Below are 21,288 nucleotides of genomic sequence, written 5' to 3' on the forward strand. Positions count from 1 at the left end.
GGGGGTGCCTACATGTTTGGAAAAGGTTTGCTCACAGGCATGAGCGTCACATGGAAGCACTTCTGGGGCAAGAAGGAGACCTTCTGCTATCCTGAAGAGAAACTTCCGATGACGGACAATTTCCGCGGGGGGAACCTCGCGATGGACTGGCGTGTCTGCATCGGCTGCTCGATGTGTGCGAATGCGTGCCCGAACAAGGCACTCGATCTGACGATCGTGCAGGACGCGAAGAAGAAGCGCCACATGAAGTCCTATGTGCACAAGTCGGGACGCTGTCTCTACTGCAATCTCTGCGTGGAGGTCTGCCCCGTCAAGACCCTCGTCTGGGACAAGGACTATGCGATTTCGACGTGGAGCAAGGAGACGATGACACACGATGCGATGACCGACCAGGATCGCACGGATCTCGAGGAATTCCTTGCACAGGTCGAGGTGGAAGCGGCGGAGGAAAAGGCACAGAAGGAAGCCGCCGCCAAGGCAAAGGCAGAGGCCGCCGCGAAGGCGAAAGCCGAGGCGGAGAAAGCTGCGTCGGAGAATCCCGAGGCAGAAAAGCCGACGGCAGCAGAAAAACCCGCTGCGACTGCCGATGCGGCAGAAAAAGTGGCAGCAGCGAAAGACGCCGCAGCAAAGTCTCCGGCGGCAGAGGAGAAACCTGTCGAAACGAAGGACGCAGAGCAGGAAGGAGGGTCGGCATGAGCATTGTATTCTATTTTCTGGCGGCGGTGACGATCATCGGCGCACTCGGTGTCGTGCTGTCCCCGAATGTCGTGCACAGCGCACTCTTTCTCGTCCTCTCCTTTATCGGAGTGGCGGCGATCTACTTCTATATCGGCGCGGAGTTCCTTGGTGCGGTGCAGCTCATGGTCTACAGCGGAGCGGTCGCCGTCCTTGTCGTCATGGCGATCATGCTGACGCGGCGGGACTCGATGGCGCAGTCGAATCCCTCGCAGAAGCTCTTTCGCCGCGTGGTGACGGGGCTGCTTGCAGGCGGATTCTTCTTCCTCATCGGGCTCGGCATTGTGCTTTCGCCGCTGCCGGATGGGGAGCTCGGCACATCTGCGGGTGCACAGGAGATTGCGCAGCTGATGCTCGGCACCTACGTTCTGCCGTTTGAAATCGTGGCGGTGCTCCTGCTTGTTGCCATGGTCGGGGCGCTTGTCCTTGCGAGGGGAGGGGACACGGCATGATCGGACTTCCTGATCTCCTCTTTGTCGCCGCCGTACTGTTCTGCATCGGTCTTTACGGACTCCTCACGCGGCGCGGCATTATCCCGATCCTCATGTGCGTGGAGCTGATGCTGAACGCGGTGAACATCAACCTCATCGCGTTTGACCGTTTCTATGCGCACAACATGGAGGGACAGCTCATGGCGCTCTTCTCGATCGCAGTTGCCGCATCCGAGATCGCCGTCGGGCTTGCCCTCGCATTCCGTCTGTATCAGATCCGCTTCACGACGAATGTCGATGAACTGGACACGCTCAGAGATTAGGGGAGGAGAGCGATATGTTTACATTTGCACTCACGCATGCCTATCTGATCCCCCTCTTCCCCGCAATTGCGTTCCTCATCATCGGACCGTTCACGCGGCAGGAGAAGAATCTCTCCGCAGCGATCGCGATTACGATGATGTCGCTCGCGTTTGCGTTCTCCATCTTTGTTGCGCTCGCCACCGTGAACTATCAGATCACGATGAATGACCCCTATGTGATGAAGGCGCTCTGGGCGCAGATCGGCGATGTGAAACTGACGATGGGCGTGCTCATCGACCCTCTGACGGCGATGATGCTCGTCATTGTGACGCTCGTTTCACTGCTCGTCTATATCTACTCCGTCAGCTACATGGAGCACGACGAGGGGATGGGGCGCTTCTTTGCGTTCATCTCTCTGTTCTCGGCGTCGATGCTCGGACTCGTCGTCTCGGTCAACTTCCTCCAGCTCTACGTGTTCTGGGAAGGGGTCGGCCTCTGTTCTTACCTGCTGATCGGCTTCTACTACCACAAGGTATCGGCGCGTGAGGCGGCAAAGAAGGCGTTTATCACAACGCGCATCGGTGATTTTGGGATGCTTGTCGGCATCCTGCTCGTGCAGATGGTATTCGGGACGATGGACTTCATCGAGCTGCGCATGCTCGTTCCGCCGTACGTTGTTGTTGCGGGCACGGGCTTTTTGACCATCATTGGTCTCCTGCTCTTTATGGGACCGATCGGCAAATCGGGGCAGTTCCCGCTCCATGTCTGGCTGCTCGACGCAATGGAAGGGCCGACGCCCACGTCGGCGCTCATCCATGCGGCGACGATGGTCGCTGCGGGTGTCTATCTCGTCGCGCGCGCATTCTTTATCTTCAGCGAATCGCCGTTTGTCATGGACTTTATTGCGGGCTTGGGAGCCTTTACGGCGCTTTTTGCGGCGATTATCGCCGTGACGCAGCGGAAGTTCAAGTCGGTGCTTGCGTACTCGACGATCAGTCAGCTCGGCTACATGATGCTTGCGGTCGGCGTGGGTGCGTTCTCTGCCTCGATGTTCCACCTCATGACGCATGCCTTCTTCAAGGCAATGCTCTTCCTCTGTGCGGGCGCTGTCATGCACGCGCTGCACGATGAGACGGACATTACGAAAATGGGGGGGCTCTGGCGGAAGATGCCGCTGACGTTCGCCGCGATGCTTGTCGGCGTGCTTGCCATTTCGGGCATTCCGCCATTCTCGGGCTTCTTCTCAAAGGATGAGATCCTCGCGGCAGTCATGCATGCAAGCACGCCGCTCTACGTGATAGCGACGTTTACGTCCTTTCTCACGGCATTCTACATGGCGCGGCTCCTCATCGTGGCATTCCTCGGTGAGAGCCGCAGCCCGCACGAGGCACACGAGGCAGACGCATTCATGCGCTGGCCGATGATCATGCTCATGCTGCTCACGATTGTGAGCGGTGCGTGGGGCTACTTCGGCGGTTTCTCCGTCTGGATCAATGCAGGTGTTCCGCACCACGAGACGATTGACTGGACGGTTGCAGGGACAAGCACGGCACTCGCTCTCGTCGCATTCGCTGCGGCGTACCAGATCTACGGGCGTCACAGCCTGCGCTCGGCAATGCGTGCGCGCAGCTTCGGCTTCCTGTACCGCGTCATCTACCACAAGTTCTACATCGACGAACTCTACGGCTACTTCCGTGAGCGGCTCGTTTACGGCACGGCGCTGATCCTGAAATGGGTCGATGAAAAGATCTTTGACAACATTATGATTGGCCTGGGTGCGTACGCGCTCGCGACGAGCGATCTCCTCACGGAGTCTGCAAACGGACAGGCGCAGCGCTACGTCGTTGTATTCTACACGGGCGTACTCATTCTCCTGTGCTATGCCCTCTACTGGGCAGTGCAGATCATCGCTTACTGGGGAGGTGGCCTGCGATGATGACATTTCCAATTCTCTCGGTCATCCTCCTGACCCCCCTCGTGGCGGCACTCATCATCGCGCTGCTGCCGGGGCGGCTGCACGATACAATCCGTCAGCTCTCGGCGTTTGCGATGATGGTGGCGACCATTCTCACGCTCTTTGTCTACGCAGACTACGACATGGCGCGCGGCGGGATGCAGTACACGGAGTACATCCCGTGGATCACGGATCTCGGCGTTGCATATTCGCTCGGTGTTGACGGGATCTCGCTGCCCATGCTGCTCCTCTCAAGCGTTGTGGGGCTTGCCGCCGTGTTCAGCTCGTGGAACATCGAGAAGCGGGTCAAGGAGTATTTCGTACTGCTCCTCATCGTGATCGCGGGTGTGTCGGGTGCATTTCTTGCGCGCGACCTCTTCTTCTTCCTCGTGCTCTGTGAGATGGTCGTCATTCCGGCGTATCTTATGGTGCTCATCTGGGGCTCGTCGGAGCGTGTCACGAAGGAACATGCAGCGATGAAGATGACCATTTTCCTGCTCGTCGGCTCTGCATTTATGCTGCTCGGCGTGCTCCTCCTGTATGTGAGCGCGTACGAGTCGGGGATGCGTACGTTTGATTTTGAGGCGCTTGCCGCCGCTGCTCTTATGGGCAATATCTCATGGGAGATTCAGGTGACGGCATTCTTCCTCCTGCTCGTCGGTTTTGGATCGCATCTGTCGATGTTCCCGTTCCATATCTGGTCGCCCGACGGCTATGCGGGTGCACCGACGGCAATCTCCATGATTAACGCGGGTGTGCTGAAAAAGATCGGCGGCTACGCGCTCATCCGCATCGGCTTCTTCATCCTGCCGCTCGGTGCAAAGTTCTGGGCTCCCGTAATCGCCGTGCTCGCGATGATCAACGTCATCTACGCGTCCTACATTGCACTCGCACAGCGCGATATCAAGTACATGATCGCGTATTCCTCGGTTTCCCACATGGGCTACGTCCTGCTCGGCTTTGCGGCACTGAACGTCGTGAGTGTGAGCGGTGCGGTCGCCTACATGGTGGCGCACGGCATCATGCTTGCGCTCTTCTTCTCGCAGGTCGGCTATGTCTACGAGAAAACGGAGCTGCGCAGCGTCGGCGATCTCTGGGGTCTCGCACATCACATGCCGCACATCACGGTCGGCTTTATGCTCGCGGGGCTCTGCTCACTCGGGCTGCCGGGACTGATCGGCTTTATCCCGGAGTTTACGATCTTCGTCGGCATCATCGAGGTCTATCCCGCGATTGCCGTCATTGCCGTCTCGGGCATCATCTTCACGGCGTTCTACGTCCTGCGCATGCTCGCGCGCGTTCTCTTCGGACCGCGTGTGGAGCGATTTGCGAAATTCCCCGATGAGCGCAGGATCGACATTGTGCCGCTCGTCGTACTCGGCGTGTTCCTCGTCGGCTTCGGCGTATTCCCGGGGCTCCTCATGGATGTGGTGGATACGGGCGTTGCCCCGCTTGCGCCGCTCTTTGAGTTGATTCAGGATGCACCGACGATTCTGGGAGGTGGTCGCTGATGCTGAACGCTATGAATTTTTCTGCCATCTCCGTTGAGATTGCGATTGCCGTCTTGATGGCGGTGGTGCTCGTCCTCGACCTTGTGCTCAAAAAGGACGCGCCGCGCTGCCCCGTGGTCTGGCTGACCGCTGCAGGGCTTCTCGGTGTGCTCGCGCTTGCCGTGGGCATGTACCCGCCCGATGGCGGTGCGACCGCATTCTACGCAGGACTTTACATTGTTGACGGCTACTCCGTGTTCTTCAAGATCCTCTTCATCATCGGGATTCTCTCGACCGTGATCTTTGCGGCGGACTACGTGGAGCAGACGCTGCGGCACAAGGGAGAGTTCTATCTGCTCCTGCTCTCGGCGCTGCTCGGCATGTGTGTCCTTGCCTCGGCGAACGACCTCATGACGGCATTTGTCGGGCTTGAGCTGATGACGATCTCGTTCTACGCGCTCGTCGCGCTCCGTACGGATGCGCCGCTCTCTGCGGAGGCTGGCATCAAGTACCTTGTCTTCGGCTCCGGCTCGACAGCAGTGCTGCTCTACGGCATGAGCCTCGTCTACGGCATGACGGGGACGATGGTGTTCCAGAATATTGCACAGGGACTCGGGCTCGTGTTCTCGCTCGGGCTGATCGGCGTGGTATTCATCCTCGCGGGCTTCTTCTTCAAGCTCTCGATCATTCCGTTCCATCTCTGGGCGCCGGATGTGTACGAGGGGGCACCCGCACCCGTGACGGCACTGCTCGCCATGTGCTCGAAGGCGGCGGGCATTGCGATTCTCCTGCGTGTCCTCTTCGTTGCATTCCCGTTCCTCGCGGCATACTGGGCACATCTGCTCGCCGTGCTTGCGGGCATCTCGATGGTGGGCGGGAACCTCATGGCGTTCCGTCAGACGAACATCAAGCGCATGCTTGCATACTCGTCGATTGCGCAGGCGGGCTACATGATGACCGCGATGGTCGCAACGAATGCGGCGGGCATCAAGGCAGTCCTCTTCTATGCGATGATCTACGTCTTTGCAAATGTCGGTGCGTTTGTCACCGTTTCCTATCTTGAGATGAAGCGCGGCGGTGCGGACTTTGAGAGTGTGCGCGGACTTGCGAAGGACTCGCTCCTTCCGGCGGGCATCCTGATGGTCGCGCTGCTCACGATGGCGGGCATCCCCCCAACGGCGGGCTTCGTCGGGAAGATCTACATCTTCTCCGCCGCGATTGACGCAGGCTATCTCTGGCTCGCGGGCGTCGGCTTCGTCATGTCGATGATGTCCGTCTACTACTACCTGCTCGTCATCAAGGAGATGTTCCGCGATGTCGAGGAGGGGGAGAAGTGGACGGAGGAGCATCTTCATCTGCCGCTTCCCGCAAGCGCGATGGGGGTCATCGCAGTCGCATTTACCCTCATCATCGGCGTCTGGGCAGAGCCGCTTTCGATCTTCACGAATATTGCAGTCTACACCTTTATGAGATAAAATGAAGCCGCCGTATGCATCGAATGTGTGCGGCGGCTTTTTGAACGCGGTTTTAATATAAACTGCATATGATGAATGAAACTCGCTAAAATGAAAGGATGAGGTATGATGAAGGGAAAGAAAATCGCGGGGCTTTTGCTGTGCGGACTGCTCTTTATGGGCGCGAACGCAGAGGCGTCGGGAGAGTTTCCGTATAAGAATGCGGTGCTCGCACATCGTGCGCCCGATGGGAGTATCGGCTTTGTTGCGGGACCGGATCTGCCCGTACTGAAGGTGTTCCGTACGGAGGGAGCAGCACCAGACTACTACATCCGCTTCGAGGCGAAGAAGGGGGCGTTCCAGAAGGAGACGGCAATTCACGCGCGTGTGCTTGCCGACGGAAAAGAGATTGCACTCGAGCCGGTCGGGGATGAAGTGCGTATGCACTCTTCCAAATGGTTTGCAGGGTGGTATTGCCTGTCTGCGGATGATGTTTCCGCCATGGGCAGCGCGGCGGAGTTCTCCTTTCAGCTCGTAGGCGCAGGAGATAAGGTGCTCTGGACGCAAAAGGGCAAGCTCAAGACGGCGGAGGCAATGCAGAAAATTGCAAAGGCAGAGCCAAAGGACTATCTGCGCGAGGGGAAGATACGGGCAGAGGCTGCGGCAGAGTCTGTGCGTGCGGATTCCAGACCGCGCGTATTCCTGCCCAATGTCTCACCGGAGACTGTTCAAGTGCGGATCTATGACTATCTGGAGGAACTGAAGAAGGATAAGGAGACCAAGGCTGACTGGCAGGGGTTCACGCCCTACGTTCATACGAATGAGTGTATTCTGGCTGTGTTGGGGGAATCAATCGGGGACAGCATCCCGCTTGTCACGTTCGAGACGATTCCCTATCAGGGCGGGACACTGCTCGCGATGATGAAGGATCAGGAGTATTATGACAAATATGCCAAGCAGTTCTTCACGATCGGCATGATGACCGCCGACGGGTTTGTTATCGATCTGACGTCGGTCTGGCGCGGCACTGCCGATCGGTGGGATGGATTCCTCAACAACCTGTATCGAGAGATGAGCCCGCACGCAGAATTCCCCTTTGAGATCAGCCACAAGAATGAAAAGGGCGAGGGGAATCGCTTCTTTGTCACGGAGCCGCGCACCGCGCGCCTTGCCGCAGGCGATGAGATTATCGCCGTTGATGGTGCCTCTGCTGCGTGGTACAAGCCGAACGAGCTGCGACTTGTACTCCTGCAAAAGCAGGGGACCGTCGTTTTCCGCGTCAGGCATACGGATGGGACAGAGGAGGAGATTGCGCTTGCACCGGAGATGTGTCCGCCGACAAGAATGCCGGCAGAGAATCTGGATCGCGCGAAGAAGCTGGCGTACTTTGCGGAGAAGAAAGCCGCCGCGTCCGAGTCCTACGTTCATACGCAGGGAAATTACCCAAAACTTTTCTCGTTGATGGATGAGAGCTATCGCGCAGCACCGTGACAGAGACATAGGCATTGCTGAATGAAGTCTGTCCGTGCTGTGCCGTGCAGCCGCTGTTCATGCTTCTGATACATAGAAACGGGTTCGCCAATGAGTGGCTGAGCACTCATTGGCGAACCCGTTTTGTATAAGATAGGGAATCGCTGATCAAATGAAACCCATTGGATTTATCAGTGATCCCATATGTGGGTTATTTCATCTCATTCATAATGGAGTCGTCGCCGCCCTTGAAGAGCATGTAGCGTGCGAGGTCTTCCTGGAACTTGCCGACATCGGCGGGCATCCATTTGCCCGTGTCCTTATCCTTCTTGACCTCGACCTCGAAGGACTGCTGTCCTGCGGCTTTTGCATTCTTCATATCGTCGGAGAACAGCTTCAGGTATATATCACCGAGCTTGTCAAACACGGACATATCATCTGGATCCATCTTCTCGATCTCTTTGTCCATCTTTTGCATTGAACCCATCATGACGGCAGTGAACTCAATGTAGTCGGTCGTGATTTTGACCTTAGCGGAATTATCGCTCTTGGATACGGTCTCTGTCTTGATCTTCAGTTCTTTGAGCTTGTCACCCATGATCTTCTGGGCGCTGTCCATTCCTTCCTGCGTTGCGCTGAGACTCTTCCCGAGCTCTTTGATGAAGACCTCACTGATGGGCTTGGCACCGTCTCCCGTCAGCTTGAAGTCCTTCATCGCAGCGGTATCACCGTGACCGATTCCCTCCGCGAGTGCCTGGACATCGACATTCGGCTCATTGCCGCCGCAGCCCGCGAGGGCGACGCTCATAAAGAGTGCGAAGCAGAGGGCGAACAGGATTTTGCTGAGTGCATGGATTCGCATAACGTTTCCTCCTTATAGTATGAAATACACGAAATCTGAGGGGATGTCCTCCTTTCCTCCGTAAAACTCATCTATATTCTAACATAGTAAGAAGAAAAGCGTACTGTCATAAATAACAGGTTTTATGAAAAATTGAAAAAATTTTAAGGCGCAGATTGTAAAACTAAGCTGTACATATATATGTATCTTGAACGGGAAACGGCGGATAAGTTGCTGCAGAAAGCACATAGACGAGTAGGTGGATTGTTCCTTGAATGCAGCGATCAAGCGAAAACGCGTACATTCGTCAATTGCCGTATACTGGTACATCTTCTCTCCCTGTTCCTTTGCTTGTCCAACAATACAGACAGAGGGAACGACTTTGACATTTAATGGCTGCCTTTGTGAGGCCGTGCTGATCGGCATAGGAAAGAATCGCTTGATAATACTTGATGTCCTGTGTTATGCTTTTCATGAGAAAGCCTCCTTTGTGTGTGGTTTGTTTGGGTAGATAGAGCATAACACAATTTGGCTTTCTCTTTTTATTTACTTGTGTAACATATCTATTGTAATCCTACAGTGTTCCTCTGCGGAGCAGGCCGGCATTCTTTCTTTTTTTTGCGATTTATGTTATGATAAAGTAGTTTTTTAGATAGGGAGGAAGAACGATGGCAGAGTATACATATACGGTTGAGAAGCCGTGTCCGGTCTGTGGGGAAAAGACGCATGCGACGAAGCTGAAGGCGCGGCTCATCACGCTTGGGACGGATGAGGATTTCTGCGTGCACTACGAGGGGGTGAATCCCTATCGCTACCGCGTTTGGCTGTGTGAGCACTGCGGCTTTGCCGCCGACGAGAAGCAGTTCACGGAGGAACCGCTGAGTCCGCGCGACAAGGAAAAGATCAAGGAACTCCTCGAAGGGCACAAGATCAATCTGCCGTACACGGAGGAACGGACGGTTGAGGACGCGATCCGCGCCTACAAGCTTGGCATTTACTTTGCCGAGCGTCTTGGATGGCCGCTCCAGAAGCAGGCGGGCTACTGCATGGGCATGGCGTGGGTCTACCGCGATACGGAGGAACATGAGAAAGAGGAGGATATGCTGCGCCGCGCCGCCGAGCTCTATGAGAAATCGGTGATGACGGAGCACTATCCGATCAACGGGATGAGCGACAGTATGGCGCTCTACATTGCAGGTGCGGCGTACTACCGACTAGGCGACTACGAGAAGGCAACACAGATGCTCTCGCAGATCATGAGCGATCAGGAGGTGCGCAAGAACGACGTAAAACTCTTCGAGCGCACGCAGAATCTCTGGCTCGATCTGCGTGAGAAGAAGGCGGAAGCAGAGAAGGCGAACAGCTAATGGTTATTGAGATTCCGGCGCAGGTCATCGAGCAGGTGCAGAATATCGACTGGGGCAGTGTGCGTGAGGCGGTCAAAGATTATCAGCCCGCGCTCACAGTTCTGCGCGATACATGGGACCGCGAGACGCTGGCACAGATTGCTGAGGGGCATCTCTTCGTGCGCGATTCCGTGCTGAACGAGGCGATTGCAAAGAATATCGGGACGGACGGAACGATCCGCAAGATTGTACTCCGTTCGCATGGAAACGGGCGTCTGGATCTCACCTGTACCACGTCGAAAAAGTACAAGACGATCGAACTCTCGGGTACGATCGAGGAGTTCGTTCATGTCGGGGATAAGTCCTACGCCGTCTATCGCGTGCGGGAAAAGAATATCCCCAATCACGGGCTCGTCTCGTGGATATTCTCGCGCATCTCGCTCTCGATGGTGGAACGCATGATGGGGCATCTCGATGTGTCCGACCGTCTGCCCGTGGATATCCGTGGGAACAAGGTCTATGTGGACTTCCACGAGGTGCTCGCCGCCTCAAAGCTCGGACAGACGCAGTTCCGCGGACACAAGCTGATGGATATGATTGAGATTGAGGGCGCCGAGGTGCGTGAGGGCGGTATTCAGTTCGATATGAACCTGAATGTACCTGATGATGTGAAGGAGACGCTCCGGGAAGTCCTGCGTGAACATCGCCCGTCTGCCGCTGAGGAGAGTTCTGAAGAAGGAGAGAAAACGTGACCGGATTCCGTTTGATTCGTATACTTTGTATTGCGGTGCTCGCAATTTCACTCCTGCCGCAGGCGGCAGATGCGGGGAAGCGGGAGCCGATTACGGAGAAGATTGTCTTTATCCCGCACGACAGCCGACCGATCTCGAACAAGCAGACGGCGGATGTGGTGCAGCGCGTCGGCTATGAGGTCGTCGCTCCTCCGATGGAGCTGCTCGGCAATCGTGAGGACTGGGGGCATCCGGACGAGCTCTGGACGTGGCTGGAGGAGAGTCTCGCACGGCCGGGGGTCAAGGCGGCAGTCATCTCCTCGGATGCGGTGATCTACGGCAGCCTTGTCGGCTCACGCAAGCATTCCTTTACGCGTGCACAGGTGCTTGAACGTGCAGCACGCTTCGATGCACTGCAGAAGTCCTATCCGAAGATGCCGCTCTACGTGTTCGGCTCCATCATGCGAACCCCGCGCTCGGGCGAAGCCTCGGGGCATGAGGAGCCCGAGTACTACCGCCGCTACGGTGCGGACATCTTCCGCTACACGCTGCTGCGGGACAAGGAGGAGGTCGAGGGGCTGACACGCCGCGAGCGCAAGGAGTACGATTTCCTCGGGCGGCTGATTCCGAAGGAAGCTCTTGCTGACTGGATGGGACGGCGTGAGAAGAACTATGCGGTCAACGAGTACCTGATCGATCTGATGCGGCGGCGCGGCACGTTCCGCTACCTCACGCTCGGGCGCGATGACAACGCGCCGTTCTCGCAGACGCATATGGAGAGCCGCCACCTCACGGAAGCGGGCGCAGATCTCGGCAAGACGCGCTTCCAGACGATGGCGGGCATCGACGAGATTGCCCTGCTCATGCTGACGCGTGCGGTGAATGAACAGCGGCACGAGATTCCGTTTGTCTATCCGCGCTATAACTGGGGACGCGGTGCGGAGACCGTACCGGCGTATTCGGATGAAAAGATCAGCACCTCGATCTCGGATGCAGTTCTCGCGGCGGGCGGCATGGTGGTCCGCGCACCGGAGAAGGCGGATGTCGTGCTCACGGTGAATACGAATCCGGATGGGCGCACCTACGAGGCAAATGCGGTGCTGAACGACGGCACGCCGCGCGAGGGAACGATGTATTTTGCGGATCTTGTCGCGGATTATGTGGCAAAGGGCTATCCGGTCGCCATTGCCGATATTGCGTTTGCAAACGGCGCAGACAATGCGCTGATGGCGGAGCTGCAGCGCCGCGGGCTCCTCTATAAGATTCAGGCGTATGCAGGGTGGAATACGCCGACGAACAGCTCCGGCTTTGCGCTCGGCGAGGGCATGCTCGTCCGCCATATGGACGGGGACTCGGTGGATCATCTGCTGACCACGCGTTATCTCGACGACTGGGCATATCAGGCGAACGTCCGCAATACGATTGCGCGCCAGCTGACATGGCTGCGCGGCGATGGGTTCTACGGGAGTCTCGGGACGAAGATGGATGCGGTCTCCATGCGCTCGTCACGCATGATGAACCGCTTCATTGAGGAGAATCTGCCGCCGATTGCGGAGGTCAATACCGTTACGGTCACGTTCCCGTGGAATCGGATGTTTGAGTCGGATATTCTCTCGGAGGATACGGGGTTCGCCAATGAGTATCTCGCGAGGAGGAGATAATATATGCACGGGAAATCGCTGATTGCCTACTTCTCTGCATCCCCTTCACGGCGGACAGCGACGGTGGCGCATAAGATTGCCGATGTGATCGGTGCCGATCTCTATGAGATCGTGCCTGATGTGCCCTATACGCAGGATGATCTCAACTGGAATGACAGTGCAAGCCGTTCGAGTGTGGAGATGCGCGATCCGAACAGTCGTCCCGCCATCGCGGGAGAACCTCTGGATGTTGCGGCGTATGATATCATCTTTGTCGGCTTCCCCATCTGGTGGTATGTTGCGCCGCATATCATCAATACCTTTCTTGAGAGCTATGACTGGACGGGCAAGACGATTGTTCCGTTTGCGACCTCGGGCGGCAGTTCGATGGGGCAGACGACGGTGTATCTGCGCCCCTCGGCAGAGGGGGCTCTGGTGAAGGAAGGCCGCCGCTTCGAGATGGGTGAGACACCGATGGCGATCAACTCATGGATCGCAGCGCTCGGCATCTGAGAAACATCAATAAAAATGACCGTATTGCGGAAGTTTCTGCGATACGGTCTTTTCTGTTGTCATGCACAATATAAGTGAATTCTATATTTAATAGTCAGATAATCAATTTTCTATTTCCTAGGAACTGCTATATAATTAGAGAAAATCATAGAGGGAATCACTGACAAAATAGACCTTCCGATTGGCGTAGATTTTTTCGTCCGATTGAAGAGGTAAACCGGACGCAGAGTGGTGCTCTGTGGAGGATCGAGGGCGAAAAGCGGGAAAAAAGATCGCCAAGATGATGGTGCTGAATCTATCAGTGCTTCCCTAGTTATTTGACGCGGGAAAAGGAGATGCTGACATGGAAACAAAGTTTGGACAGCTGTTTACAGAGGCAGAGCTTGCAGAAATTCGGAAGCAATTTGCGTATGTGGATCGCGATCGGAACGAGGATGCACGCCTGTTCTTCGATAATGCCGGAGGTTCTCTGCGGCTTACGGCGGCGGAGAAAGCCTTCTATGACGCGGATCTGATGCCGGATGCCTCGGAGCATTCCAACCGTCTCGCGCTTGAACTTGCGGAGCTCGAGAACCGGGCGCGTGCGGATATCCGCATGATCTTCAACTGCCGTGATGGAGAGGTTGCAACGGGATATACAGCATCTCAGCTCATGATGTATATTGTACGCCTCTTGAGCGAGCATGCTGAGGGAACGAACTGTGTGACCACAATCCTAGAGCATCCATCGTCCTTTGACGCCATGACCATGTACGCCGAAAAGTACGGACGAGAGCTGCGCGTTGCGCGAGCAAATCCGGCGACGGGCGGTGCCGATGTGGAAAAAATTCTCGCGCTCGTGGATAAGAACACGGCGATCCTGAGCGTCATGGCTGCATCGAATATCTCTGGACATATCATGGATATCGCAACCATTGCGAAGGAGGCACGGCACATCAATCCGGATATGTATATCATCAGCGATGCGGTGTAGCACGCTCCGCACGGCGTCCTCAATCCGGAGGAGATCGGCGTCGACGCGATGAATATTGCGCCGTATAAATTCTTCGGGTGCCGTGGATTCGTCCTCATGTATCTCTCTGCGCGCATCAAGGAGTACCCGCATCATAAACTCATCGGAAGGGCTGCGGATGACTGGGAGATCGGCAGCCCCGCAACGGGACAGTTTGCCTCCGTGTCCGCTGTCGTCGACTATGTATGCGGTCTTGGCGGCGCATCCACGGATCGCCGCTCCTCCTTTGTCGCGGGCATGGAGCGCATTGCGGCGCATGAGCGTGCTCTGCTCGAGCTGATGCTCGAGGGGACGGGCGAGGCTCCCGGACTTCGGCACATCAAGGGCATTACGGTCAAGATGGACGATCCGGATCTCGTACAGCGCGACCTCATCGTCGGTGCGGAGTTTGACCGAATGGATGTCAAGACCGCTGCAAAAGAGCTCGAGAAACGCGGCATTGTTGCCTTTGAACGCTCGGCAGAGAGCAGCTACTCCAACCGCATGGTGCGCGAGTTCGATTCGGAGGGCGTTGTGCGTCTCTCACCGCTGCATGTCAACACACCTGCAGAGATCACACAGTTCCTTCGTGTCGCTGCAGAGGTCGCAGCACTCTAAACGATGCTATGTTTGCAAAGCCTGTCTTCGGACAGGCTTTTTGCATGAAGTTCACTCAATACTTGAATGCAAAGGAATTTATGATACAATGATACTCCAATAGCAATGCTGATTTTATGGTGGGGACTTTATGAAACGACGGAATTTCATTTTTGGCGCGCTGGCGGGGCTTGGAGCGCTCGTGGGCGGCGCGGGACTCTTTGTGCGGCAGGAGAAATTCGGGCGCGCACCATCGGGGGAACGCCTGAAACGCATTCAGGCATCGCCGCACTACGTAAACGGCCAGTTCGTCTGCCTCGAGTCGGTCGAGGTGATGATGGATGATCTGCCCGATGAGGAGAAGCCGAACCGCATCGAAACCCTTTATCGCGTGCTCTTCGGCGGCGATGACGGACGCGTGCCGAAGGCGCTTATTCCGAGTCACAAGACCGATCTTCATGTGATACCGCGCGAGCAGGATGTCGCGATCTGGATGGGGCACTCGACCTTCTACTTGCAGGTTGGCGGGCGGCGCATGCTCGTCGATCCCGTATTCTCCGACTACGGTTCGCCGATCTTCTTCATCAACCGCGCATTTCGCGGGAGCAACGTCTATACCGCGGAGGACATTCCGGAGCTGGATGTGCTTCTGATGACGCACGATCACTGGGATCATCTCGACTATGCGACCGTGATGGCACTGAAACCAAAGGTGAAGGATGTCGTCTGTCCGCTCGGCGTGGGTGAGTTCTTTGAGCAGTGGGGATTTGATCTTGCACATCTGCATGAGGAGGACTGGGATACGGACATCGCACTCGCCGACGATTTCCACATTCATGTTCTGCCGTCGCAGCATTTCTCGGGGCGCTTCCTCACGCGCAACAATACCCAGTGGTGCGGCTTTGCCGTCATAACGCCGCATCGCCGCGTCTATATCAGCGGGGACGGCGGCTATGGGAAGCACTTCAAGGACATCGGACGCCGCTTTGACGGCTTTGACCTCGCGATGATGGAAAACGGGCAGTACAATATGCAGTGGCATGCGATCCATATGCTGCCGAACGAAACGGCACAGGCGGCGGAAGATGTCGGCGCACGCATCCTGCTCCCCGCGCACGGCGGAAAATTCGCACTCGCTCTGCACACATGGCAGGCGCCCTACGAGGGCCTTCTCAAGGAGAGCGCACGACGTCCTTATCGTATGGTGACGCCGCTAATCGGTGAGGTGGTGGACATCGAGCATCCCGCCGACTTTCCGCACTGGTGGGAAGGGCGAGTATAACAATTGCATCTTGAAAAAAGTGGAGTTGCTACATGGAAAACGTGCAGCAACTCCACTTTTTGAATTTATGATGTTATCGAACGAGATATGCTCCGTCTACAGGAATGACCGCACCGTTGATATAGTCGGAAGCGGAGCCGGCAAGGAAGACGGCAACCCCCTTCATATCCTCCGGTGTCCCCCAACGCTTTGCGGGAATGCGCGCGATGATTTCGGTGCTGCGCGTTTCATCATTGATCAGATTCGTATTCATTTCTGTTTCCATATAACCGGGAGCGATCGCGTTGACATTGATCCCTTTGCCTGCCCACTCATTCGCGAGTGCTTTGGTCAGCTGAGCGACGCCGCCTTTGCTGGCAGCATATGCCGGTACGGTGTAACCGCCGAAGAAGCTCAGCATCGATGCCATATTGATGATCTTTCCGTAGCCAATTTCAATCATATCGCGCCCCGCAAGCTGACACAGCTGAAAAACGGTATTGAGGTTGAGATTGAGCACGTCCGTCCAGTCGGATAATGGAAACTCCTCGCACGGATGACGTCGCTGCATACCTGCGTTGTTGACGAGGATATCGACACGACCGTTGAGCATATCGCGTGCGCGCGTGTAGATGGAGGGCACCGCATTCTGATCGAGAAGATTGCCGCGCAGCGCATGTACCGAAAGACCCTTTGCCTTGAAATCCTCGGCAGCTTTTTCCACACTCGTTCCTGAGCCGATCATCAGTACGTTTGCTCCTGCTTCGGCAAGCCCTTCGGATATGCCGAGCCCCAGTCCTCTGCCACCGCCGGTAACGATTGCATTCTTTCCCTTTAATTGAAATTGATCTAAGATCGCCATAGATATTACCCCTTTCAAGACTCAAAACATATGATGTAAAAATATTTGATTTATGATATTATAATGGATAAAAGTTGCAAAATCAATGATATACCGTGCGATTTTGCTTATAAATTGAAATATCATATAAAAACAAGAAATATAATTGATCGTTGACAGGAAAAAACATATGATGTATTATAATGACACAAGAATAAATTTCTGTTATGAGATAATAAAAGGAGGAGGTTCATGTGAAACGTATTTTCTTTGTCGTCTTGTTGCTGGTGTCGTTGTTTGCAATGGGCGGATGCGGAGAGAAGCAGGGGGAACGAACCTATACAAAGGAGCATCCTCTTGTCTTTCGTATGGCGCTGTCAGACGGAGAAGCAACCGTTTACTACAAAGGAGCCAAAGAGATCTCGGATCGTGTTTATGAAAAAACAGATGGACGTATCCATATCTTGGTTGTGCCGGGAGGCGCGCTCGGGGCGAGCGTGCGACCGTGGAGCTGGCGATGGATGACAACTTGGACATTGCCACATCAGCCAACTCGGTGATGACAAACTGGATTCCGCAGATGGCAATACTCGATCAGGCATACCTCTGGAAGAATGCAAATGAAGCGCATGCCGCCGTCGATGGCCGCCTCGGAAAACTCATTGAGGCGGAGGCACAGCGGAAGATGGGCGTCCATGTCATCGGCTACATGGAGTCGGGGTTCCGGGATGTATTCTCCGTCAAGCCGATTGAGAAGCCTGAGGATTTTGACGGGGTCAAGATACGAACCATGCAGAATCGCTATCACATGGCTGCATTTAAGGGATTTGGTGCGATGCCGGTTGCCATGCCCTTTGGTGAGCAGTTCACTGCACTTCAGCAGGGGGCGATTGATGCTTGCGAAAATGGTGTGAGTGGATGCTATACCAACGGCTTTTACGAGGTCACAAAAAACATCACCAACAGCAAGCACGCATTTGTCTATATTTTGTTGCTCATGTCGGATAAATCCTACAATATGATACCAGATGATTTAAAGAGACCATTTCTCGAGGGCGTGCGAGAGGGATGCAATGAGCAGCGAAAATATCTCGTTGAGGCAAATGAGGATGCTACAGAGAAGTTGAAGGCGCTTGGTGTGCAGTTTCATGATATTGACATAACAGAACTTCAGACTAGATATCGAAAAGAGGCAGAAGCTGAAGGGTTCCAATTTGATCCGGAATGGCAGAAAGCTGTGGATGAGGCAGTTAAGGAAGCCGAAACGATGTAGGAGGGTTGAGCGATGAAGTCGGTATTGAAGAAACTTCAGTTTGTGGAGAATTTGATCATTGTTGTCTCGTTTGCCCTGATGGTCATATGTGTCTTTGGCTCTGTTGTCAACAGAAACTTTATCAAGCTCAGCATTCCGTGGTTTGATGAACTCGCGACGTTCTGCATGGTATATATGGCTCTTCTGGGAACCGAGGCGGGGCTTCGTGACGGCTCTCAGATCGCTGTTACGGCGGTTGTCAACAAATTTCGCGGAAAGGGAAAACGCTACATTCAGATCTTGTCGAAGCTCATTGTTACAGTGTTTTCGGCCGTTGTGCTGTACTACAGCATTCACATGGTTAATGTGCAGGCGGCGACAGGGCAGGTCACGCCCGCACTGCATATTCCTATGGCGGTTCCGTACATGGCACTCTGCATCAGTTTCTTTATCATAACCTGTGTGCAGGGAGCTGCGATCGTATATATGATTATGCATTTGAATGATGCTGCGCAGGAAGGAGGGGAATGAGATGGTTGTACTGCTTTTGTTTGGCACAATGGCGTTATTCCTCATGATGGGGGTGCCAATCTCGTTTACACTTGGCGCCGCGGTCATGGCAACAATCTTTTTTGCCCCGGACTTTACGGTTGGGGCAGGGATCATTCCCCTGCGCATATTTGGAGGACTCGAATCCAGCTCCATTATGGCGATTGCGTTCTTCGTCCTTGCCGGTAATATCATGACGAATGGCGGAATATCACGCTGCATTGTCGAGTTTACGAACTCGTTCATCGGAAATATCCGCGGCGGAATGTCGATTGCGCTGGTTCTTGCCTGCGGATTCTTTGCAGCGCTTTCCGGTTCTGCACCGGCAACGGTCGTTGCGATCGGCGTTATGCTCTATGCAGATATGGTGCGTCTCGGATATCCCAAGGAACGTGTTGCGGGGCTGCTTGTCGTATCGGGCGGACTCGGTCCGATCATTCCCCCGAGCATCATCATGATTGTTTACGGCACAATTACGGGGGCGTCTATCAGCAAGATGTTCCAAGCGGGTCTTGGTATTGGCATGATGATTGTCTTTATCCTCATTGCGGTCTGTTTTCTGTATGCACGCAAGGAAAACTGGCCAAAGAATGAGAAGGGCATTGATGTGAAAGCAATTTTTTCCTCATTCGTCCACGCCATCCCTGCGCTCCTCCTGCCGGTCATCATCCTCGGCGGCATTTACTCCGGCATTATGACGCCGACGGAGTCGGCTGCTGTCGCGGTTGTCTGGTCGCTGGTCGCCAGCCTCTTCATTTACAAGGAGATGAAGGTCAAGGATCTTTGGAAGATTTTTCTTGATTCGGCAAAGGGCTCCGCGATGATCCTGTTCATTATCGCAACGTCGACAGCCTTTTCGTGGATTTTTGCATACTCCGGCATCTCCGGCGATCTGGTTCACTTCATTCGTGGACTCGATCTTAATCCGACACTGTTCTGCCTGCTCATTGCACTCTTACTTCTTGCATTTGGAACCTTTTTGGAGGGGATCGCAACCTGCGTTCTGCTTGTGCCCATTCTCTGGCCGCTTGCTCATGAACTTGGCATCAATGTGATTCATTTCGGGATGATCGTATGTATTGCCAATGTTGTCGGGACGATGACGCCGCCCGTTGCGGTCAACATTTTCTCTGCGGCATCTGTCACAAAGCTTGATATGGGCAATATTGTGCGGGGGGAAATTCCGTTTTTCATCGGTTACGTAGCCGTGTATTTGGCCGTTGTCCTGATTCCAAAACTCACGCTTGCATTCCTCTGATGGGGCATTGTTGAAAGGCGGGGCATTATGTGCGATGAAGCAATGAAAAAATGGCGCGTGCAGTCGCCTGAGGCCATGGGCTTTTATCCGGTAGTGACGCCGGATAAATGTGCCTGTCAGGTGGCGCAGATGTATCGACTGAATCTGCCCGAGGGGGCGCAGTATGAGCTGTTCTCTGAGACACTGGAAATGCATCCCGTTCTGATCAGCGGTAAAGCATCTTTGGAGCAACGCATACTCGGCAGGCAAGGGATGGAGAGGTTCGATGCGTTCTATATTCCTGCGCATGAAAAGGCTGTTATCAAGGCGGAGGAAGAATGTGTTTTCTACATCGGTGCCGCCTCGTTCGAGGGAATCGGTGAACCTCATTTCCGCAAATTCGAAAAGGATCTGCCGATCGGTGACATACACCAGATTCATGGAGAAGGAAGGGGACGCCGCGAAGTCATGTTCACACTTGCGCCGCAGGACAGCGCCTCCCGCCTTATTTGCGGACTAACTTGGGGAGAGGAAGGCGGCTGGACGAGTTGGCCTCCGCATCAACACGAGAAATATCTCGAGGAAATCTATTGTTACTTCGATATGCCGAAGCCAAGCTTTGGATTTCATATCAGTTATGCGGAAAATGGCGATGTTGACAATATGGTAATTCATCCGGTGTACTCGGGAACTGTAGTGCAGGCACCGTATGGATATCATCCGACGGCAGGCAGTCCCGGCAGTCAAAACAAATATCTCTGGGTGCTTGCGGCATTCCATCCGAATGTGCGGCGCTATGATCTGGCTGTCTCTGACCCGGTGCGTGCATGATGGGGTGAATGTGCGGTAAGGAAAATTGTAAATACGTCATTGTAATGTTGGTATAGCAGGACGACCCACCGAAAGGTTTGCCTTTTGGTGGGTCGTTTCGACATTATGGCAGAACTGCATCCTCCGAGAGCTTGGCAGCGATGAAGTTGCGGAGCATGGAGATATGGCATGACATAGAACTGTATGCCCTCTGAGGATCATGCTGTGAAATGGCATCGACGATGTGGCGGTGATAGACGAGTGTATTGTTAAGACGCAGCGAATCGTCCGTTGAGATGATGTTTTTCTCTACAGAGGTTTGCAGTATATACGAGAGGTTGTGGAGAACCCGGTTTCCGGAGGCCTCTGCGATCATTTCATGGAGCTTGATATCCTCATGGCTGTACGGCTCATCTTTTTTGATGAGCTCTTCGACCAGCCGGCATTGTATCCGCAGACTTTTGCATTGATGCTCGGTCGCATAAACGGCGGCAAGCAGTGCGGCCTGCGGCTCGATCATCATTCGGATATCAAGTAAATTGAGAGCAAGCCGATCATCGTCATAGATGAAAGTGAGTCCGAGCGGATCGTCCGGAACACCGCAGCGTTTGGAGATATACGTGCCGGAGCCTTGACGAATCTCAAGGATGTTTCGCGCACTGAGCGTTTTTACCGCCTCACGCAGGGTCGTTCGGCTGACAGAAAGCTGCTCAAGCAGTTCGGGTTCTGTCGGCATTCGGTCTCCCGGCTGCATGCGGTTGGAGATAATATATTCGATGATATGGTTGGCGGCTTCCTCTGTTCTGGAAACGGGGGAAGTGTCGTTGTATGTCATAGAAACC

The 21,288-nt window shown here is 54.7% G+C and carries 22 protein-coding genes; 19 read left to right on the top strand and 3 right to left on the bottom strand.

Features of this window, described 5'->3' with window-relative positions; translation table 11 throughout:
* The first annotated feature begins 12 nt into the window (after window positions 1–12).
* The 7 genes from BCS37_RS03380 (at window position 13) to BCS37_RS03410 (ending at window position 7,858) form a co-directional block, all read left to right on the top strand.
* Window positions 13–696: a 4Fe-4S dicluster domain-containing protein gene (locus BCS37_RS03380; protein WP_069180162.1), complete on the top strand. Its 684-nt coding sequence runs from the start codon at window positions 13–15 to the stop codon at window positions 694–696.
* Complete coding sequence (locus tag BCS37_RS03385; protein WP_069180163.1) at window positions 693–1,187, top strand: NADH-quinone oxidoreductase subunit J family protein; 495 nt, start codon at window positions 693–695, stop codon at window positions 1,185–1,187. The genes BCS37_RS03380 and BCS37_RS03385 overlap by 4 nt, the downstream gene beginning before the upstream one ends.
* On the top strand, window positions 1,184–1,489 hold the full coding sequence (gene nuoK, locus BCS37_RS03390; RefSeq protein WP_006305959.1) for an NADH-quinone oxidoreductase subunit NuoK: 306 nt from the start codon (window positions 1,184–1,186) through the stop codon (window positions 1,487–1,489). The genes BCS37_RS03385 and nuoK overlap by 4 nt, the downstream gene beginning before the upstream one ends.
* A gap of 14 nt (window positions 1,490–1,503) precedes the next feature.
* A complete protein-coding gene (nuoL, locus tag BCS37_RS03395) occupies window positions 1,504–3,405 on the top strand; it encodes an NADH-quinone oxidoreductase subunit L (RefSeq protein ID WP_069180164.1) in 1,902 nt (633 codons plus the stop codon).
* On the top strand, window positions 3,402–4,934 hold the full coding sequence (locus BCS37_RS03400; RefSeq protein ID WP_069180165.1) for a complex I subunit 4 family protein: 1,533 nt from the start codon (window positions 3,402–3,404) through the stop codon (window positions 4,932–4,934). Before nuoL ends, BCS37_RS03400 begins: the two co-directional genes overlap by 4 nt.
* Complete coding sequence (locus BCS37_RS03405; RefSeq protein WP_069180166.1) at window positions 4,934–6,388, top strand: NADH-quinone oxidoreductase subunit N; 1,455 nt, start codon at window positions 4,934–4,936, stop codon at window positions 6,386–6,388. Before BCS37_RS03400 ends, BCS37_RS03405 begins: the two co-directional genes overlap by 1 nt.
* Before the next feature lie 105 nt (window positions 6,389–6,493).
* Window positions 6,494–7,858, top strand: a complete 1,365-nt coding sequence (locus BCS37_RS03410; protein ID WP_237142732.1) for a hypothetical protein — start codon at window positions 6,494–6,496, stop codon at window positions 7,856–7,858.
* A gap of 190 nt (window positions 7,859–8,048) precedes the next feature.
* Here BCS37_RS03410 and BCS37_RS03415 read toward each other — a convergent pair whose 3' ends face one another.
* Window positions 8,049–8,699, bottom strand: coding sequence for a hypothetical protein (locus tag BCS37_RS03415; protein WP_069180168.1), 651 nt, complete (start codon window positions 8,697–8,699; stop codon window positions 8,049–8,051).
* 647 nt (window positions 8,700–9,346) lie between these two features.
* On the opposite strand from BCS37_RS03415, the gene BCS37_RS03425 reads away from it, so the two are divergent.
* From BCS37_RS03425 to BCS37_RS03450, 7 genes are all read left to right on the top strand, one after another.
* On the top strand, window positions 9,347–10,045 hold the full coding sequence (locus BCS37_RS03425) for a DUF2225 domain-containing protein (protein WP_069180170.1): 699 nt from the start codon (window positions 9,347–9,349) through the stop codon (window positions 10,043–10,045).
* Window positions 10,045–10,776 (top strand): hypothetical protein, encoded by a 732-nt coding sequence (locus BCS37_RS03430; protein WP_069180171.1) that lies wholly within the window; start codon window positions 10,045–10,047, stop codon window positions 10,774–10,776. Before BCS37_RS03425 ends, BCS37_RS03430 begins: the two co-directional genes overlap by 1 nt.
* The gene (locus BCS37_RS03435; RefSeq protein WP_069180172.1) at window positions 10,773–12,416 is read left to right on the top strand and encodes a DUF4127 family protein; all 1,644 of its coding nucleotides are present in this window, start codon (window positions 10,773–10,775) and stop codon (window positions 12,414–12,416) included. Before BCS37_RS03430 ends, BCS37_RS03435 begins: the two co-directional genes overlap by 4 nt.
* A gap of 3 nt (window positions 12,417–12,419) precedes the next feature.
* Window positions 12,420–12,908, top strand: coding sequence for a flavodoxin (locus BCS37_RS03440; protein WP_069180173.1), 489 nt, complete (start codon window positions 12,420–12,422; stop codon window positions 12,906–12,908).
* Window positions 12,909–13,251: 343 nt separating this feature from the next.
* Window positions 13,252–13,881 carry an aminotransferase class V-fold PLP-dependent enzyme gene (locus tag BCS37_RS12130; RefSeq protein ID WP_216818855.1) on the top strand — a complete coding sequence of 210 codons (630 nt, stop codon included), beginning with the start codon at window positions 13,252–13,254 and terminating at the stop codon, window positions 13,879–13,881.
* A 48-nt stretch (window positions 13,882–13,929) separates the two neighbouring features.
* On the top strand, window positions 13,930–14,517 hold the full coding sequence (locus BCS37_RS12135; RefSeq protein WP_216818857.1) for a hypothetical protein: 588 nt from the start codon (window positions 13,930–13,932) through the stop codon (window positions 14,515–14,517).
* Window positions 14,518–14,647: 130 nt separating this feature from the next.
* Entirely contained in the window at window positions 14,648–15,778 is a 1,131-nt protein-coding gene (locus BCS37_RS03450; RefSeq protein WP_069180174.1) for an MBL fold metallo-hydrolase, read from the top strand.
* 73 nt (window positions 15,779–15,851) lie between these two features.
* Here BCS37_RS03450 and BCS37_RS03455 read toward each other — a convergent pair whose 3' ends face one another.
* Window positions 15,852–16,619 carry an SDR family NAD(P)-dependent oxidoreductase gene (locus BCS37_RS03455; RefSeq protein WP_069180175.1) on the bottom strand — a complete coding sequence of 256 codons (768 nt, stop codon included), beginning with the start codon at window positions 16,617–16,619 and terminating at the stop codon, window positions 15,852–15,854.
* A gap of 233 nt (window positions 16,620–16,852) precedes the next feature.
* On the opposite strand from BCS37_RS03455, the gene BCS37_RS12140 reads away from it, so the two are divergent.
* Genes BCS37_RS12140 through BCS37_RS03475 form a run of 5 tightly spaced genes read left to right on the top strand, consistent with a single transcriptional unit; the run spans window position 16,853 to window position 20,467 of the window.
* On the top strand, window positions 16,853–17,158 hold the full coding sequence (locus BCS37_RS12140; protein ID WP_216818859.1) for a hypothetical protein: 306 nt from the start codon (window positions 16,853–16,855) through the stop codon (window positions 17,156–17,158).
* A complete protein-coding gene (locus BCS37_RS03460; RefSeq protein ID WP_216818861.1) occupies window positions 17,116–17,871 on the top strand; it encodes a TRAP transporter substrate-binding protein in 756 nt (251 codons plus the stop codon). Before BCS37_RS12140 ends, BCS37_RS03460 begins: the two co-directional genes overlap by 43 nt.
* Window positions 17,872–17,883: 12 nt before the next feature.
* Entirely contained in the window at window positions 17,884–18,381 is a 498-nt protein-coding gene (locus tag BCS37_RS03465; protein ID WP_069180176.1) for a TRAP transporter small permease, read from the top strand.
* Window position 18,382: 1 nt separating this feature from the next.
* Window positions 18,383–19,657, top strand: coding sequence for a TRAP transporter large permease (locus BCS37_RS03470; RefSeq protein ID WP_069180177.1), 1,275 nt, complete (start codon window positions 18,383–18,385; stop codon window positions 19,655–19,657).
* A 27-nt stretch (window positions 19,658–19,684) separates the two neighbouring features.
* Window positions 19,685–20,467 (top strand): 5-deoxy-glucuronate isomerase, encoded by a 783-nt coding sequence (locus BCS37_RS03475; protein WP_069180178.1) that lies wholly within the window; start codon window positions 19,685–19,687, stop codon window positions 20,465–20,467.
* Between the two features lie 103 nt (window positions 20,468–20,570).
* On the opposite strand, the gene BCS37_RS03480 is transcribed toward BCS37_RS03475, so the two are convergent.
* A complete protein-coding gene (locus tag BCS37_RS03480; protein WP_069180179.1) occupies window positions 20,571–21,281 on the bottom strand; it encodes a FadR/GntR family transcriptional regulator in 711 nt (236 codons plus the stop codon).
* Between the last annotated feature and the right edge of the window lie 7 nt (window positions 21,282–21,288).

It is taken from the genome of Selenomonas sp. oral taxon 920 (assembly GCF_001717585.1).
GTDB lineage: Bacteria > Bacillota > Negativicutes > Selenomonadales > Selenomonadaceae > Centipeda.

Excerpts from the sequence above, each read along its gene's own strand:
- BCS37_RS03385 (WP_069180163.1), top strand. The coding sequence starts at position 693 with ATGAGCATTGTATTCTATTTTCTGGCGGCGGTGACGATCATCGGCGCA.
- BCS37_RS12130 (WP_216818855.1), top strand. The coding sequence starts at position 13,252 with ATGGAAACAAAGTTTGGACAGCTGTTTACAGAGGCAGAGCTTGCAGAA.
- BCS37_RS03455 (WP_069180175.1), bottom strand. The coding sequence starts at position 16,619 with ATGGCGATCTTAGATCAATTTCAATTAAAGGGAAAGAATGCAATCGTT.
- BCS37_RS03425 (WP_069180170.1), top strand. The coding sequence starts at position 9,347 with ATGGCAGAGTATACATATACGGTTGAGAAGCCGTGTCCGGTCTGTGGG.
- BCS37_RS03460 (WP_216818861.1), top strand. The coding sequence starts at position 17,116 with ATGGATGACAACTTGGACATTGCCACATCAGCCAACTCGGTGATGACA.
- BCS37_RS03380 (WP_069180162.1), top strand. The coding sequence starts at position 13 with ATGTTTGGAAAAGGTTTGCTCACAGGCATGAGCGTCACATGGAAGCAC.
- nuoK (WP_006305959.1), top strand. The coding sequence starts at position 1,184 with ATGATCGGACTTCCTGATCTCCTCTTTGTCGCCGCCGTACTGTTCTGC.
- BCS37_RS03465 (WP_069180176.1), top strand. The coding sequence starts at position 17,884 with ATGAAGTCGGTATTGAAGAAACTTCAGTTTGTGGAGAATTTGATCATT.
- BCS37_RS03430 (WP_069180171.1), top strand. The coding sequence starts at position 10,045 with ATGGTTATTGAGATTCCGGCGCAGGTCATCGAGCAGGTGCAGAATATC.
- BCS37_RS03405 (WP_069180166.1), top strand. The coding sequence starts at position 4,934 with ATGCTGAACGCTATGAATTTTTCTGCCATCTCCGTTGAGATTGCGATT.
- BCS37_RS03400 (WP_069180165.1), top strand. The coding sequence starts at position 3,402 with ATGATGACATTTCCAATTCTCTCGGTCATCCTCCTGACCCCCCTCGTG.
- BCS37_RS03470 (WP_069180177.1), top strand. The coding sequence starts at position 18,383 with ATGGTTGTACTGCTTTTGTTTGGCACAATGGCGTTATTCCTCATGATG.
- BCS37_RS03475 (WP_069180178.1), top strand. The coding sequence starts at position 19,685 with ATGTGCGATGAAGCAATGAAAAAATGGCGCGTGCAGTCGCCTGAGGCC.
- BCS37_RS03415 (WP_069180168.1), bottom strand. The coding sequence starts at position 8,699 with ATGCGAATCCATGCACTCAGCAAAATCCTGTTCGCCCTCTGCTTCGCA.
- BCS37_RS03480 (WP_069180179.1), bottom strand. The coding sequence starts at position 21,281 with ATGACATACAACGACACTTCCCCCGTTTCCAGAACAGAGGAAGCCGCC.
- BCS37_RS03440 (WP_069180173.1), top strand. The coding sequence starts at position 12,420 with ATGCACGGGAAATCGCTGATTGCCTACTTCTCTGCATCCCCTTCACGG.
- BCS37_RS12135 (WP_216818857.1), top strand. The coding sequence starts at position 13,930 with ATGAATATTGCGCCGTATAAATTCTTCGGGTGCCGTGGATTCGTCCTC.
- BCS37_RS03410 (WP_237142732.1), top strand. The coding sequence starts at position 6,494 with ATGATGAAGGGAAAGAAAATCGCGGGGCTTTTGCTGTGCGGACTGCTC.
- BCS37_RS03450 (WP_069180174.1), top strand. The coding sequence starts at position 14,648 with ATGAAACGACGGAATTTCATTTTTGGCGCGCTGGCGGGGCTTGGAGCG.
- nuoL (WP_069180164.1), top strand. The coding sequence starts at position 1,504 with ATGTTTACATTTGCACTCACGCATGCCTATCTGATCCCCCTCTTCCCC.